The organism is Paraburkholderia sp. GAS199 (assembly GCF_050436585.1).
Lineage (GTDB): Bacteria > Pseudomonadota > Gammaproteobacteria > Burkholderiales > Burkholderiaceae > Paraburkholderia.
The window spans coordinates 283761-299339 of the sequence record NZ_JBNDMM010000009.1 but is presented as its reverse complement, the minus strand read 5'-3'; the positions used below and the strand labels follow the sequence as shown (position 1 = coordinate 299339).

At 64.3% G+C, this 15579-nt stretch carries 13 protein-coding genes; 11 read left to right on the top strand and 2 right to left on the bottom strand.

What is annotated here, in order from left to right; genetic code table 11:
* Positions 1-23: 23 nt before the first annotated feature.
* The 4 genes from P3T18_RS30585 to katG all read left to right on the top strand — a co-directional run bounded on the left by P3T18_RS30585 (position 24) and on the right by katG (position 5122).
* Positions 24-1226, top strand: coding sequence for an NAD-dependent formate dehydrogenase (locus P3T18_RS30585; protein WP_429303693.1), 1203 nt, complete (start codon positions 24-26; stop codon positions 1224-1226).
* 101 nt (positions 1227-1327) lie between these two features.
* Positions 1328-1825 carry an HPP family protein gene (locus P3T18_RS30580; protein ID WP_429303692.1) on the top strand — a complete coding sequence of 166 codons (498 nt, stop codon included), beginning with the start codon at positions 1328-1330 and terminating at the stop codon, positions 1823-1825.
* Positions 1826-2131: 306 nt separating this feature from the next.
* Positions 2132-2512, top strand: coding sequence for a gamma-glutamylcyclotransferase family protein (locus P3T18_RS30575; RefSeq protein ID WP_429303691.1), 381 nt, complete (start codon positions 2132-2134; stop codon positions 2510-2512).
* Positions 2513-2869: 357 nt separating this feature from the next.
* The gene (gene katG, locus P3T18_RS30570) at positions 2870-5122 is read left to right on the top strand and encodes a catalase/peroxidase HPI (RefSeq protein WP_429303690.1); all 2253 of its coding nucleotides are present in this window, start codon (positions 2870-2872) and stop codon (positions 5120-5122) included.
* Between the two features lie 77 nt (positions 5123-5199).
* Here katG and P3T18_RS30565 read toward each other — a convergent pair whose 3' ends face one another.
* Positions 5200-5856, bottom strand: a complete 657-nt coding sequence (locus P3T18_RS30565; RefSeq protein WP_429303689.1) for an FMN-binding negative transcriptional regulator — start codon at positions 5854-5856, stop codon at positions 5200-5202.
* A 130-nt stretch (positions 5857-5986) separates the two neighbouring features.
* On the opposite strand from P3T18_RS30565, the gene P3T18_RS30560 reads away from it, so the two are divergent.
* Positions 5987-7573, top strand: a complete 1587-nt coding sequence (locus P3T18_RS30560) for a PLP-dependent aminotransferase family protein (protein ID WP_429303688.1) — start codon at positions 5987-5989, stop codon at positions 7571-7573.
* Between the two features lie 343 nt (positions 7574-7916).
* Positions 7917-8642 carry an OmpW/AlkL family protein gene (locus P3T18_RS30555; RefSeq protein WP_429303687.1) on the top strand — a complete coding sequence of 242 codons (726 nt, stop codon included), beginning with the start codon at positions 7917-7919 and terminating at the stop codon, positions 8640-8642.
* Between the two features lie 61 nt (positions 8643-8703).
* On the opposite strand, the gene P3T18_RS30550 is transcribed toward P3T18_RS30555, so the two are convergent.
* Positions 8704-8910, bottom strand: coding sequence for a hypothetical protein (locus P3T18_RS30550; protein WP_429303686.1), 207 nt, complete (start codon positions 8908-8910; stop codon positions 8704-8706).
* Positions 8911-9232: 322 nt separating this feature from the next.
* On the opposite strand from P3T18_RS30550, the gene P3T18_RS30545 reads away from it, so the two are divergent.
* From P3T18_RS30545 to P3T18_RS30525, 5 genes are all read left to right on the top strand, one after another.
* A complete protein-coding gene (locus tag P3T18_RS30545) occupies positions 9233-11509 on the top strand; it encodes a TonB-dependent hemoglobin/transferrin/lactoferrin family receptor (RefSeq protein ID WP_429303685.1) in 2277 nt (758 codons plus the stop codon).
* A gap of 61 nt (positions 11510-11570) precedes the next feature.
* On the top strand, positions 11571-12647 hold the full coding sequence (locus tag P3T18_RS30540; RefSeq protein ID WP_429303684.1) for a hemin-degrading factor: 1077 nt from the start codon (positions 11571-11573) through the stop codon (positions 12645-12647).
* A complete protein-coding gene (locus P3T18_RS30535) occupies positions 12644-13546 on the top strand; it encodes a heme/hemin ABC transporter substrate-binding protein (RefSeq protein ID WP_429303683.1) in 903 nt (300 codons plus the stop codon). The genes P3T18_RS30540 and P3T18_RS30535 overlap by 4 nt, the downstream gene beginning before the upstream one ends.
* Positions 13547-13571: 25 nt before the next feature.
* Positions 13572-14696, top strand: a complete 1125-nt coding sequence (locus tag P3T18_RS30530) for a FecCD family ABC transporter permease (RefSeq protein ID WP_429303682.1) — start codon at positions 13572-13574, stop codon at positions 14694-14696.
* Positions 14697-14735: 39 nt separating this feature from the next.
* Positions 14736-15578: a heme ABC transporter ATP-binding protein gene (locus P3T18_RS30525; protein ID WP_429303681.1), complete on the top strand. Its 843-nt coding sequence runs from the start codon at positions 14736-14738 to the stop codon at positions 15576-15578.
* The last annotated feature ends 1 nt before the right edge of the window (position 15579 follow it).

Below are 15579 nucleotides of genomic sequence, written 5' to 3'. Positions count from 1 at the left end.
ACGAACTGAGTGGAGCGAGACAAATGGCCAAGGTGCTTTGTGTACTGTATGACGATCCCGTCGGCGGCATGCCGAAGAAATATGCACGCGACGACGTGCCGGCAATCACCCGCTATCACGATGGTCAAACCGCGCCGACACCCGAGGCCATCGACTTCACGCCAGGACAGTTGCTCGGCAGCGTGTCGGGCGAACTGGGACTGCGCCGCTTTCTCGAATCGCAAGGCCACACGCTGGTCGTCACCTCCGACAAGGACGGCCCCAACTCCGTCTTCGAGCGCGAATTGCACGATGCCGAGGTGGTCATCTCGCAGCCGTTCTGGCCGGCCTATCTGACCGCCGAGCGCATTGCCAGGGCGCCGAAGCTCAAGCTCGCCCTGACCGCCGGCATTGGTTCGGATCACGTCGATCTGGCCGCGGCCATCGAGCGCGGCATCACGGTGGCCGAGGTCACGTACTGCAACAGCATCAGCGTGGCGGAACACGTGGTCATGATGATTCTCTCGCAGGTGCGCAACTATCTGCCCTCGCACGAATGGGTGAAAAGCGGCGGCTGGAATATCGCCGACTGCGTCGAGCGCGCGTACGACCTGGAAGGCATGCATGTCGGCACCGTCGCGGCGGGCCGCATCGGCGCCGCTGTCTTGCGCCGGCTTAAAGCCTTCGACGTGAAACTGCATTACACGGACCGTCATCGCCTGCCCGCCGATGTCGAGCGCGAATTGGGCGCGACCTGGCATCCGGACGTCGAGTCGATGGTGAAGGTGTGCGACGTCGTGACGATCAACTGCCCGCTGCATCCCGAAACCGAGCATCTGTTCGACGAAAAGATGATCGCGAAGATGAAGCGCGGCGCGTACATCATCAACACGGCGCGCGGCAAGATTTGCGACCGCGACGCAATCGTCCGTGCGCTGGAAAGCGGACAACTGGCCGGCTATGCGGGCGACGTGTGGTTCCCGCAACCCGCGCCGCGCGATCATCCGTGGCGCAGCATGCCGCATCAGGGCATGACGCCGCATACCTCGGGCACGACCCTCTCGGCGCAGGCGAGATATGCGGCCGGCACGCGTGAAATTCTCGAGTGCTGGTTCGGCAAGAAGCCGATTCGCGACGAGTATCTGATCGTCGATGGCGGTCAACTGGCCGGTGTGGGCGCGCATTCCTACTCCGCGGGCAACGCAACGAAAGGCTCCGAGGAAGCGACGCGCTACAAGGCCGCCTGAGCGTTCATCCCAGCTCGCGTTCGATGCTCGCGCGGTGTGCCGTCGTACGTGGCTCCGGCCACGTCGGCGGCATGCCGCGCGAAGCCCACGCCGGAGGTTTCATGCAGAGTTCTTCTTCGCCGGCCATCGCCGGTTCCCGCGGCGTGTTTCGCAGTCACGCGTTACCTGCGTTGCTCGGTTTCATCGGCGGCACGCTTGCGATCGGCGTGCTGGGCGCGCTGGCCAAACTGACCGGCCTGCCGCTCCTGATCGCACCGTTCGGCGCATCGAGTGTCCTGCTTTTCGCCGCGCCCGATAGCGCGTTTGCGCAGCCGCGCAACCTGGTGTTCGGTCATCTGATCGCCGCGGCGATCGGTCTGGCGGTGTTCTGGATCGCGGGCGCCGGTGTCTGGCAGGCGGCAGTTGCCGTGGGCGCGGCCATTGCCGCGATGCAACTGACCCGCACGGTGCATCCGCCCGCAGGCGCCGATCCGCTCGTCATCATGCTGGCAGGCGGCGTAGCGCCGAGCTTCCTGGTTTTGCCGATTCTGGCCGGCGTGCTGCTGTTGCAGATCATGGCGTTGCTGTTCAACGGCGCTATCCGCAAGCGCGTCATGTAGTAATTTTCAGACGCGAACGGCTCCACGCCGAGCACTAAAACTAATACGGATTACATAGCAATTTTCCGAGCCATTCGCTTGCGTGATGGAGTACCGAAATCGCTTCTGCCCGATCTGTACGGAGCGAGCCAACCGGATGCCTCCCGGCACGTCGCCACGAAGCAATCCTCATGCGGAAATCGAAGTTTCTGAATGGGACGACGACCGCAACGGCTGTCGCGGCGCCACCACGTTTGGCACGGTACGCGCAGCATTTTGCAGGCTTCCGTACAATCGGATGTCCAATCAGCAAACCCGCATGCGTTCATGTCCACCACTGCGCCCGTCTACTCCGAACAGCTTTTTTCTTACGGCACGCTTCAGCTCGAAGCGGTTCAGCTGTCCACCTTCGGCCGCAAGCTCGAGGGACAGGCCGACGAGATGCCCGGCTATTCGATGACCCTGCTCAAGATCGATAACCCGGACGTCGTGGCCACGAGCGGCAAGACGCATCATCCGGTGGTTACCTATAGCGGCAATCCCGCCGACAAGGTCGGCGGCGCCGTCTTCGCCATCAGCGAGGAAGAACTCGCGCATGCCGACGCCTACGAAGTGGCCGACTATCGGCGCGATCGTGTCCGGCTTGCCTCCGGCGTGCTGGCATGGGTCTACGTCGCCGTCGATTCGGCCACGCCGCCGCCCGTCTGATGCTGCAGCACGGCAATCACGCAAAGCGCGTGCAAACCACGTTTTCGGACGCGGCTTGCAACGGGCTGACGCCCGCGCCGGCTTGCGTAGATAGAGCAACGGCCATAGCGACGCGCTATCAATTGGATAGCCGCAAAGTCATTCAATTGACCTGCACTCTCACCTATATTTCGAGGTGCGGTAGCTTTACCGGCGTGCGCCTTGCCGCGCGCCGGCCGATCGCAGCGATACAGCCACAAGAGCCCATCTGTCGCTCACCGGCAATGTTCCCGGCGGCCTTGCCCGCACGGGATCAGCGAGTCAATTGGTAAGCCGAAGCAGAACAATAGTGGGTACGTCCTCTCAAGGAGATTGCGCATGTCAAGCGAAGCAAAGTGTCCGTTCAACCATACCGCTGGCGGCGGCACGACCAACCGTGACTGGTGGCCCAAACAGTTGCGTCTCGACCTGCTCAGCCAGCATTCCAGCAAGTCGAATCCGCTGGACCCGAACTTCAATTACGCCGAGGCTTTCAAGACGCTCGATCTGGCGGCCGTCAAGAAAGATCTCGCCGCGCTCATGACCGATTCGCAGGACTGGTGGCCGGCGGACTTCGGCCACTACGGCCCGCTTTTCATCCGCATGGCGTGGCATAGCGCCGGCACGTACCGTATCGGCGACGGCCGCGGCGGCGCAGGGCGCGGCCAGCAGCGTTTCGCGCCGCTCAACAGCTGGCCGGACAACGTCAGCCTCGACAAGGCGCGCCGCCTGCTGTGGCCGATCAAGCAGAAATACGGTCAGAAGATTTCGTGGGCCGACCTGCTCATTCTTACCGGCAACGTCGCGCTCGAAACGATGGGTTTCAAGACCTTCGGTTTCGCCGGCGGTCGTGAAGACACGTGGGAACCGGATCAGGACGTCTACTGGGGCAATGAAAAAACCTGGCTGGGCGGCGACGTGCGCTACGGCAAGGGCGCGGCAGGGAACGACAACGACGGCGGCGTAATCGTGGCCGACGAAGAAAAGCACGGCGAGGAAGTGAGTCGCGACGACAACGGCCGGATTCTGGAAAATCCGCTCGGCGCCGTGCAGATGGGCCTGATCTACGTGAATCCGGAAGGTCCGGACGGCAATCCCGATCCGGTCGCCGCCGCGCACGACATCCGCGAAACGTTCGCGCGCATGGCGATGAACGACGAGGAAACCGTCGCGCTGATCGCCGGCGGTCACACGTTCGGCAAAACCCACGGCGCCGGTCCGGCCGACAACGTCGGCCCCGAACCCGAAGCGTCCGATCTGGAAAACCTGGGCCTCGGCTGGAAAAACAGCTTCGGCAGCGGCAAGGGCGCCGACACCATCACGAGCGGCCTGGAAGTCACGTGGACCACCACGCCGACGAAATGGGGCAACGGCTTCTTCGAAAACCTGTTCAAGTACGAATGGGAACTGACGAAGAGCCCGGCCGGCGCGAATCAGTGGGTTGCCAAAGGTGCCAGCGAAACGATTCCGCACGCGCACGACGCGTCGAAGAAGCTGCTGCCCACCATGCTCACCACGGACCTTTCGCTGCGCTTCGACCCGGCGTACGAAAAGATTTCGCGGCGCTTCTACGAAAATCCCGATCAACTCGCGGACGCCTTCGCCCGCGCCTGGTTCAAGCTGACGCACCGCGACATGGGTCCGCGCGCCCGCTACCTCGGCGCCGAAGTGCCTGCAGAAGAACTGATCTGGCAAGACCCGATTCCCGCACCCGATCACGCGCTGGTCGGCGAACCGGATATCGCTGCGCTGAAGCAGAAAATCGCCGCATCGGGCCTGTCGGTCTCGCAACTGGTCGGCACCGCATGGGCGTCGGCGTCGACCTTCCGTGGCTCGGACAAACGCGGCGGCGCCAATGGCGCGCGCATCCGTCTTGCACCGCAAAAAGACTGGGCGGTCAATCAGCCGGAACAGCTGGCCAAAGTGCTGAAAACGCTCGAAGGCATTCAGAGCGAATTCAGCAGCGGCGGCAAGAAGGTGTCGCTGGCCGATCTGATCGTGCTGGCGGGCGGTGTGGGCATCGAGCAGGCGGCAAAGAACGCCGGACATCAGCTGAGCGTGCCGTTTACGCCGGGCCGCATGGACGCTTCGCAGGAACAGACCGACGTGGAGTCCGTCAACGCGCTCGAGCCGCTCGCCGACGGCTTCCGCAATTACCTCAAGCGTCCGTTCGCCGTATCCGCCGAAGCGTTGCTGATCGACAAGGCGCAATTGCTGACCTTGACCGCGCCGGAAATGACCGCGCTGATCGGCGGTTTGCGCGTGTTGAACGTGAAGGCGGGTCAGGATTCGCGCGGCGTGTTCACCAGCCGCCCGGAAACGCTCACCAACGACTTCTTCCGCAACCTGCTCGACATGGGCACGGAGTGGAAGCCGTCGTCGGCCGCGCGCGACACCTTCGAAGGACGCGACCGCAAGAGCGGCGAAGTGAAGTGGACGGGTAGCCGTGTCGATCTGATCTTCGGCGCGCACGCGCAGTTGCGCGCGCTCTCCGAGGTCTACGCCAGCGAGGACGGTCAGAAGAAGTTCCTCGGCGACTTCGTGGCCGCTTGGGTCAAGGTGATGAACCTCGACCGTTTCGATCTCGCCTGATCGGGCGTTGAATTCCGTCGGGTGGTGGCTTCGTCGCCGTCGCCCGACGGACAATCTTTTCCCAACTTCAAGACCGCTTAACCGGCGCCGCCTTCTTTGGCGCTTTTCACGTCGGCAAACGCAAGCATCGCGTCGCCGATCGGCGTCTCGCCCTGCGCGTTCAGCGCGTCTCCCGCACCGCGTATATCCCGCACTTCCTTATTCTGGCTCAGCTTGAATTTGCCGACCAGGCGCGTAATTTCGATCTCGACGCCTACGATGGCTTTCAGCAACGTATCGATGAACTCGCTCTCGCTGTCCGTCATTTTCCATGGACGCGGCTGGGCGGCTTCGTGCGTGCGCGTGAGCCGCGCCACCAGTCCGCGCACATAGCGTTCGTCGTCACGGATCGTCACGCGGCCGTAGGCGTGCACCACGCGGTAATTCCACGTCGGCACCTGCCTGTGAAGCTCGTGCTTGCTCGGATACCAGTTGGGCGAGATGTAGGCGTCGCCGGCGCGAAACACCACCATCACTTCGTCCGAGTTGGCCACGTCCTGCCACACCGGATTGGCGCGCGCCACGTGCGCGTGCAGCACACCCTGTGCGCCTTCGCCCGCGTGCAACTCGAAGGGAATGTGATTGGCGTCGAGGCCGCTTTTGCCGTTCGTGACCAGCATGCCGAGCGGATTGTCCGCGATCAGTGCGTGCAGGACCTCAGTGCGCGGCTCGTCGAAATGCGGGGGGATGTACATGTCGGCTCCATGATGCGTGTGGGTGCGGCAGTCCTGTGAATTGTAGAGCGCCGTCGTGCGGAAGAATTGTGGCGCCAAACTGGTTTATGTTGTAGAACCAGTTTGACTCATTTTCTCTGGACCAGAAAGCATGGCGCGCAAACCCAAAGCGGTCGAGGTGCCGGCCATCGGCGCACTCGACCGCCAGGCGGGACAACTCGGACGTCAACTGGCGCAAGCGCTGCGCGACGCGGTTCGACGCGGCGATCTCAAGCCCGGCGAAGTGCTGCCCTCCACGCGCACGCTGGCTGCGTCGTTGCAGATCGCGCGCGGGACCGTGGTCGAGGCCTTCGAGCAACTGATCGCCGAAGGCTTTCTGCAGTCGCAGCCGGGCGCGGATACGCGCGTCGCGCCCGCGCTCACGCCGCCGCCCACCGGCAACCGCACACTCCGCACGACCCGCGCGAGCCGTGCGGCCGCGGCCGAACCGGCGCCGCTGCCGGCACGCGCCCGTATGTTCGCGGAAGTGGCGCGCCAGTTCGTTGCCATACCGCAGGCGCCGTTCGCGGTCTCCGTTCCGGTCGGCCCGGCCGCGCCGGATGACATCTGGCGCAGGCTCGGCAACCGCGTGCGCGCCCGCGGCCCCGGCGCGCCGGCGGGTTACGGCGATCCGCAAGGCGCGCAGGTGCTGCGCGAAGCGATCGCCGATTACGTCCGCAAATCGCGCTCGGTCCGCTGCGAAGCCGATCAGGTCATCATCACGAGCGGCACCCAGCAAGGTCTCTATCTCGCGTGTCAGGTGTTGCTGGACGACGACGCCTGCGCATGGGTCGAAGACCCGGCGTATCGCGGCATCACCGCGATTCTCGAAAGCAGCGGCCGTCCCGAGCGCATGATTCGCGTGCCCGTCGACGCGGAAGGTCTCGACGTCGATGCGGGCGTGGCGCTGTGTCCGCATGCGCGGGCGGCGTTCGTCACGTCGTCGCATCAGTATCCGCTCGGCATGCCGTTGAGCATGGCGCGGCGCAATGCGTTGCTCGGTTGGGCGAGCGCGAACAACGCCTGGGTCGTGGAAGACGACTACGACAGCGAGTTGCGTTACGCGGGTCACCCGTTTCCTTCGCTGCAAGGTCTCGATGCGGATCGCGTGGTCTACCTCGGCACGTTCAGCAAGATTCTGTTTCCGTCGTTGCGTCTCGGTTATGCCGTGGTGCCGCGCAATCTCGTGGAAGCGTTCTGCGGCGCGCGCGTGCTGATGGACCGCAATCCGCCCAACGCGGATCAACACGTACTGGCCGCGTTCATCGCGGAAGGTCATCTCGACCGTCATATCCGGCGCATTCGCGGCGTCTATGCGGATCGCCGCGCGTGCATTATCGACACGATCGAACGCATCCTGCCGAAGGAAACCGCGTGGCTTCAGCCGAGCGATCAGGGCATGCATCTGGTGCTCTGGCTGGGCGGCGGTGTCGACGATAAAGCGGTGGCGTCGCTGGCGTCGTCGAATGGCGTGGCGGTGCGGGCCGTGTCGCCGATGTATGCCGGCGGACGCGGTCCGATGGGTTTGATACTCGGTCTCGGCGGCTTCACCGACGAGCAGATCGAGACCGCTACACAGTGTCTCGCCACTTGCATCGCGACCGTGGCGCAAACCGGCCGCGAAACGAAAACGCGCGCGAAGCCGCAAACCAAACCCCAATCGAAGCCGAAGAAAAATACCGGCTCGCGCAGCGCGTAAGAAACGAGAAGGCAATGGCGTCGCCCGAGCGCGACGCATTCCTTGCGCACGGGATTCACGCTACGGTTAAATAGCGCCGCGTCCGATCACATGCAGTCTCGTGCATGGGCTCGGCGTGTGCAATTCCAATCCAGAAAAGGCAACCGGCGGCCCACTCTCACGAGTGGGCTTCTGGCTTTCATTCACTCGCTTTCGTCGAATGTTCATGCGCGATGTGCAGCGTGCCAATCCTTACCGGATTACAGAGATATCACTCGATGGATCGACCGCTCATTCCATCGATCGCCCGCATAGAATCGCCGCTGACTCATCACCATAACAGTCGAAACGAGGAGACCAACAGATGCACAAACGGGTAATCGGTGCGGCCGCCGCATTGTTCCTGAGCAGCGCGGTTCATGCACAGAGCGCGGGCGATTTCGTCGCGAACTTTGGCTGGTTCCATCTCGCGCCGCAAGACTCGAGCAAACCGCTCACGGTCGACGCGTTGGGCACGCGTACGACCGAAACCGGCACGGGTGCTTCGGTAGATAACGCCGACACCTTCGGTCTGACGGCCACGTATTTCTTCACCGACCACATCGCCACGACCGCGGTGCTCGGCATTCCGCCGAAATTCAGGCTGACCGGCACGGGTTCGCTCGCGGCACTCGGCGAAATCGGTTCGGCGTACGAATGGAGTCCGACGCTGCTGCTCAAGTACTACTTCAATGACGCACAGAGCCGCTTTCGCCCGTATATGGGTGCGGGAGGATCGTATGTCTGGTATAGCGGCGTGAAGTTGAATCCGGCGGTATCGAGCGGCAGCTTTCTGTACTCGTCCACGTATGGCACCGCGCTTGAAGGCACGACGACCGCGAAGCTCAGCAGTTCGTTCGCGCCGGTCATCAATGCGGGCTTTGCCTATAACATCGACAAACACTGGTCGATCGATGTTTCGCTATCCTATATGTGGCTCTCCACGCGCGCCACGCTGACCACGCAATCGAAGCTCGGCACCGTGACGAGCACCACGAAGATCAAACTCGATCCGCTCGTGTCGTTCGTCTCGGTCGGCTACCGGTTCTAGGCAACGGCCGTCGCGCCAGCGCGCGCGGCCATCCAGCAGCAATCCATGCGGTGATGGTGGCCTAGTCGGTCACGATCACCGCCACCGCTCGCGAGTCGGTCAACTCGAATGCACTGACGCGCCCCGCGCGCACGTCGAGTATCAGACGCTCGATCGAATCCACTTCCCGCGTTTCCTGCTCGACGTCGCCACTCGGTTTGGCCGCGATCTTGCCGAGCCACGTGCGGCGCCGTTCGACCAGGAAAGTGACGGCGCTGGTACGCCGCATGAAGAATTGCTCCATCCTCGTATCCATCGGCCTGTTCGGCGTTGTTCTTGTTGGAAGCCAAAGATAGCACGCGTTTGCGGTGTATTCACACGGCGCAAGACCGTGGAAGGAACGGCGAATCTCATGCCGAAACACCACGCGCACCCCTCCTATTGACAACGATTCTCATTTAGCTTTAAAGTTCACCTTTCATAAAGCTAACTCTTTTATTTATAGCGCTTTACTTATCAACCACGCCCAGTCCAGCTCAGATTGGACTGCCAGCCAGGTGCCGTGAAACCACCCAGCCAGCTCATCGGGTCTCTTCATCGGGGATTTTCACGTGCACTCATCTCGTCTGGCGCGACGTCCGCTGTCCGTCATGCTCGCTGGCGTCTATGGCGTCGTCGGTTTCTGGTCTCACGCTTACGCCGCAACCGATTCGTCCACTGCAGTCGTTGCCGAAGGTGGTACTCAATATGCCGAGTTACGCAACATGCCGGATGCCCTCGACCCCGTAACGGTCACGGCCACGCGCACCGCCACGAAGTCGAGCCGCACCGCGGCCAGCGTCTCCGTCATCACGTCGGAAGACCTGGAAGAGCAGCAGGCGGAGAACATCAAGGACGCGCTGCGCTACGAGCCGGGCGTGACCGTGCGACGCGCGCCATACCGGCCGACCTCGGCCGCCACGGCAGGCGGGCGCGACGGCGATTCGAGCATCAACATTCGCGGCCTCGAAGGCAACCGCATCCTGCTGATGGAAGACGGCATCCGCTTGCCGGAATCGTTCAGCTTCGGCCCGCTGGAAGCCGGCCGCGGCGACTACGCCGACATCGGCACGTTGAAGCGCATCGAGATTCTGCGCGGCCCGGCGTCGGCCCTCTATGGCAGCGACGGCCTGACCGGCGCGGTCAATTTCATCACCAAAGACCCGCAGGATCTGCTCGACGTCTACGGCAAGAAAACCTATTTCTCGGTGCGGCCGAACTATGAATCGGCGGACCGCAGCTTCGGCGCGACGGTGCAGGCGGCCGGCGGCAACGAGATGATCCAGGGCATGGTGATCGCCGACGGCCGGCGCGGTCACGAACTGGACGGCACGGGCACAAACAACTCGTCGGGGCCGTCGCGCACCACGGCGAATCCGCAAAACACGTACTCGGAATCCGTGCTAGCGAAACTGGTGGTCAAGCCGACCGCGCACGACAGCTTCAAGTTCACCGCGGAAACCGTCCGGCAGCACATCGACACCAACGTGCTGTCCGCCGTCAATCCGCCCACCACGCTCGCGCTGACGGCCAACGACCGGCTCGAACGCAACCGCTACAGCCTCGACTACGACTTCAGCAACGAAGCGGCGCGCTTCTTCCAGACCGCGCACATGCAGTTCTACTACCAGGACGCGTCGCAGGATCAGAAGTCGTACGAGACGCGCGGATCGGCGGCTTCGCGCAGCCGCATCAACAGTTACGGTGAGCGTATCGTCGGCGGTTCGGCGTTTGCGGAGAGTTCGTTCCAGACCGGCATTCTCACGCACAAGCTGCTGTATGGCGGCGACGGCAGCGTGGACCGCTTCACCAACGAACGCAACGGCACGGTGCCGGGCGCGGGCGAAGCGGCCTTCCCCAACAAGGCCTTCCCCGATACCGACTACACGCTGCTCGGCGCGTTCCTGCAAGACCAGATCAGCCTCGGCGCTTTGACGGTCACGCCGGGACTTCGCTTCGACAGCTATCGCCTCAGCACGAAAACCGGCGATCCGCAGTACACCGGTACGCCGGTTTCGTCGAGCGACAACGCGCTCTCGCCGCGCCTCGCGGTGCTGTACGTGGTGTCGCCAGCCCTGATTCCATACGCGCAGTACGCGCACGGCTTCCGCGCGCCGTCGCCCGATCAGGTGAACAACAGTTTCGCGAATCCGCTTTACGGCTATACGTCGATCGGCAATCCGAATCTCAAGCCCGAAACCAGCGACACCATCGAAGCCGGTCTGCGCGGCAAACTCGGCACCGGCCTCGGACCGCTCAGCTATAGCGCCGCCGTATTCGCCGGCCGCTATCGCGACTTCATTTCGCAGCAGACCGTCGGCGGCACGGGCCGCGCCACCGATCCGCTGATCTTCCAGTACGTGAACTTCGGCAAGGCGCGCATTCACGGTCTCGAAGGACGCGCCGAATGGTTCTTGCCGAAGGGCTTCTCCGTGAAAACGGCGATGGCCTTCACCAAGGGCAGCGTGGAAAACACCGGCGCCGCGAATCAGCCGCTCGACACGATCAACCCGTTTTCCGCCGTGTTCGGCGTGCGCTACGAACCCAGCGAGCGCTGGTTCGCCCAAGCCGATCTGCTGTTCCAGGCCGCCAAGAAATCGAGCGATATCACGGCGAAAAGCTGCAGTTCGTCCACCTGCTTCGCGCCGCCTTCGTCGTTCGTGGTGGATCTGCGCGGCGGCTACCGCTTCAGCAAACACGTCACCGCTTACGTGGGCGTGTTCAACCTGTTCGATCGCAAATACTGGAACTGGTCGGACGTGCGCGGCATTGCCGACACCTCGTCGATCAAGGACGCCTACACCGCGCCGGGGCGCAACGTCTCCGTCAGCATGAAGATCGACATGTGATGAAGACACTCGCCACATCGCCCATTTTTCATTGCGTCATCCTCAACCCAAGGAATCTGCCATGCTGACACCCGCCCGTCCCGACGCGGCTTCGCTGCAACAACTGCGCCACGACTTCGTCGCGCTCAAAACGGAGAAGAAACTGCGTAACCGCGAAGCCGCGCTCGCGCTCGGCATCAGCGAAGGCGAGGCGCTTGCCGCGTTCGTCGGCGAACGCATCGTGCGTCTGACGTCGCGCTTCATCGAACTCTTCGAAGAAGTGCCGCAACTCGGTTCGGTGATGGCGCTCACGCGCAACGAAGCCGCCGTGCACGAGAAAGACGGGCAGTACCAGGACATGAGCCACAACGGTGAAGTCGGCCTCGTGCTGGGCAGCGCGATCGATCTGCGCGTGTTCTACCAGCAGTGGGCGTCCGGCTTCGCGGTGCGCGAGACCACGGCACAAGGCGAACAGAAAAGCCTGCAATTCTTCGACGCGCAAGGTCACGCGGTCCACAAGGTCTTTCTGCGCGAGCATAGCAATCACGAAGCCTTCGACGCATTCGTGGAACGCTGGCGCGACGCCGACCAGACGCCGGGTCTCGAAGTCGCGGCGGCGAGCGCGCCGCCGGTCGTCAAGCCGGATAGCGACGTCGACGTGCCGGCCTTCCAGGCAGCGTGGGACGCGATGACCGACACGCACCAATTCTTCGGCGTGCTGCGCAAATTCGGTTTGGCCCGCACGCAGGCGCTTCGTCTCGCGGAGCGCCGCTATGCGCAGCCCGTCTCCGTCGATGCCTTGCAAAGTCTGCTGATTCGCGCTTCGGAGACGGCCGTGCCGATCATGGTGTTCGTCGGCAATCGCGGCATGATCCAGATTCACGGCGGCCCGGTGAAGACGATCCGCGTGATGGGTCCGTGGCTCAACGTGCTCGATCCCGGCTTCAACCTGCATCTGCGCGCCGATCTGCTCGCGAGCGCCTGGGTGGTCCGCAAGCCGACATCCGACGGCATCGTGACCTCGCTCGAACTGTTCGACGCGCAAGGCGAAAACATCGCCATGCTGTTCGGCACGCGCAAACCCGGCACGCCGGAACTGGAAGGCTGGCGCGAACTGATCGCGGAAATCGAACCCTTGCGCGACGAGGTTTCGGCATGAACACGACGCGCGTGAACCGGCCGCGCCGCGCGTTGCTGCTGGGCGGCGGCGCCCTGCTGCTCGCGGGCCTGCCGTGGGCGGCGAGCGCTCAGGCGCGGCAGCGTCGCGTGATCGTCGTGGGCGGCGCATTGGGCGAAATCGTCTACGCACTCGACGCGCAATCGAACGCGCGCGGCGTGCTGGTCGCCACCGACACCACCTGCACGTTTCCCGCTGCCGCGCGCGCGCTGCCGAAGGTCGGCTATCAGCGTTCGCTGTCGGCCGAAGGACTGCTCTCGCTGCGGCCCGACCTGATTCTCGCGTCTTCGGAAGCCGGACCGCCGAACGTATTGACTCAGGTGAAGCAGGCCGGCGTGGACGTGGTGACGTTCGCGGAGCGTCATGACGTGGACTCGGTGCGAGACAAGATTTCCGGCATCGCCCACACGCTGGATTCCGACGACGCCGGCAAGGCGCTTCAGGCGCGTTTCGACGAGCAGTGGAAAAGCGCCACGCAAACCGTCAAGGCTTCGGCGCTTGCGACACGCGCGCCGGCGCCGCGCGTGCTGTTCGTGCTCAACAATTCCGGCACGCAGGCCTTCGTTGCCGGTCAGAAAACGGCGGCCGATGCCATGCTGAGCTACGCCGGCGTGCGCAACGCCATGCAAGGCTTCAACGGCTACCGGCCGTTGTCCGCCGAGGCGCTCATCAGCGCCGCGCCTGACATCGTGCTCACCACCGACGAAGCGCTCGGCGCCATCGGCGGCGTCGACGCCTTGCTCGCCACACCGGGCTTCAGCGCGACACCCGCGGGCCGCGCGAAAAAAGTGGCGTCGCTCGACACGCTGTTCATGCTCGGCTTTGGCCCGCGTCTGCCGGCCGCCGTGGTCGCGCTCAACCAGCGTCTCGCGCAGGCCTGACGAACCCACGTTGACGGCGAATCCGATGAACACATCCAGCGCGGCGCAGCGCCGACTGCCAACGGACCCGGTCCCACACACGGCGTCCCCGTCTCTGTCCGAGCGGCGACGCCGTCGCGCGACACTGTTGCTGGGCGGACTCGCCATTGCCCTGTGCGCCGCGACGCTCGCCGCGATCTGCATCGGCGCGTACGCGATGACGCCCTCGACGGTCTGGTCCGCGTTGACTACGTCGTCGCATGCCGCGGTCGATCATCCGGCCATCGGTCAGGCTCAGGCCGTGCTGTTCAATATCCGCTTGCCACGCGTCGTGCTCGCGCTGCTGGTGGGCGCGGGCTTTGGCGCGGCGGGCAGCGCCTTGCAGGCACTGTTCCGCAATCCGCTCGCCGATCCGGGGTTGATCGGCATTTCGAGCGGCGCGGCGTTGGGCGCATCCACGTTGATCGTGCTCGGTCCGCTGGTGGGCGCATCCATCGTTGGGATGGGTGTGTATGTGCTGCCCGTGGCCGCGTTCGTCGGCGCATTGACGGTGGCGGCGCTGGTGTATCGCCTCGCCGCCGCGCGCGGACGCCTCGCCCTGCCGCTTCTGCTGCTGGCCGGCATCGCGATCAACGCCCTGGTGGGCGCCGCGATCGGCCTGCTCACCTATATCGCCGACGACACCCAGTTGCGCTCGCTCACCTTCTGGAGCCTGGGCAGCCTCGGCGGCGCACAGTGGTCGATGCTCGCCGCCGTGATCCCGTTCGTGGTGGTGGGCGTCGCGCTGATCGCGCGCAACGGCCACGCGCTCAACGCGCTGCAACTCGGCGAAACGGAAGCGCAGCATCTGGGCGTCGCCACGCAGCGCGTCAAGCGCACCGTGCTGGCCGCCTCGGCGCTGAGCGTCGGTGCGCTGGTGTCGTGCACCGGCGTGATCGGCTTCATCGGACTCGTGGCGCCGCATTGCGTGCGGCTCGCATGCGGACCGGATCAACGCGTCGTGATGCCGGGCGCGATGCTGCTCGGCGCCACGCTGACCGTGCTCGCCGATCTCGCCGCACGCACCGTGGCGGCGCCCGCCGAAGTGCCGCTCGGCATTCTCACGGCGCTGCTCGGCGCGCCGTTCTTCCTGGTGCTGCTGTGGCGCAGCCGCAGCCAGCTCGGCCTGTGATCGGGGCACAGCAGATGAATTCGATGGAGCGGACCTGACATGCTGGTCGCAAGTAATCTGAGCGTGACGCGCGGCGAGAGCGCGGTGTTGCGCAACCTGTCCTTGTCCGTCGAACCGGGCGCGTTGACCGCGCTATTGGGACGCAACGGCGTCGGCAAAAGCACCTTGTTGAAGGCACTGGCGGGCGAATTCGAAGGCGCAGGTGCGGGCGTTCGTTCATCGCGCGCGTTACGTCTGACCGGCGAGTTGACGCTCAACGGCGAGTCGCTGCACGACATCGCGCCGCAACGTCTTGCTCTGCTGCGCGCCGTGTTGCCGCAATCGTCCCAGCCGGTGTTTCCGTTCAGCGTCGACGAAATCGTGCTGTTCGGACGCTACCCGCATGCGCGCGGCGGCTCGCCTTCGCGACGCGACCGGGAGATCGTCGCAGAAGCGCTGACGCTCGCCGAAGCCGGCAATCTGGCCGGGCGCGACATCACCACGCTCTCGGGCGGCGAACTGGCGCGCGTGCAATTTGCGAGAGTGCTGGCCCAGCTGTGGCCGGCCACCGCGCAATCGTCGGAACACGACACGGCAACGCCCCGCTATCTTCTGCTGGACGAACCCACAGCCGCGCTCGATATCGCGCATCAGCACGGCCTGCTCGCTGCCGTGCGGGACGTGGCGCGTCGCTGGAACATCGGCGTACTTGCCATCGTCCACGATCCCAATCTGGCGGCACGTCACGCAGACACGATGGCGCTGCTGGCGGACGGCACGATCCTCGCGCAAGGTACACCGCGCGAGATGATGTGTCCGGAACTGATCGAGCGTTGTTACGGCTTTGCCGTGCGCATGCTCGATTCGGGCGGCGAGTCGGCGCCGGTCGCTGTGCCCGCCTGAC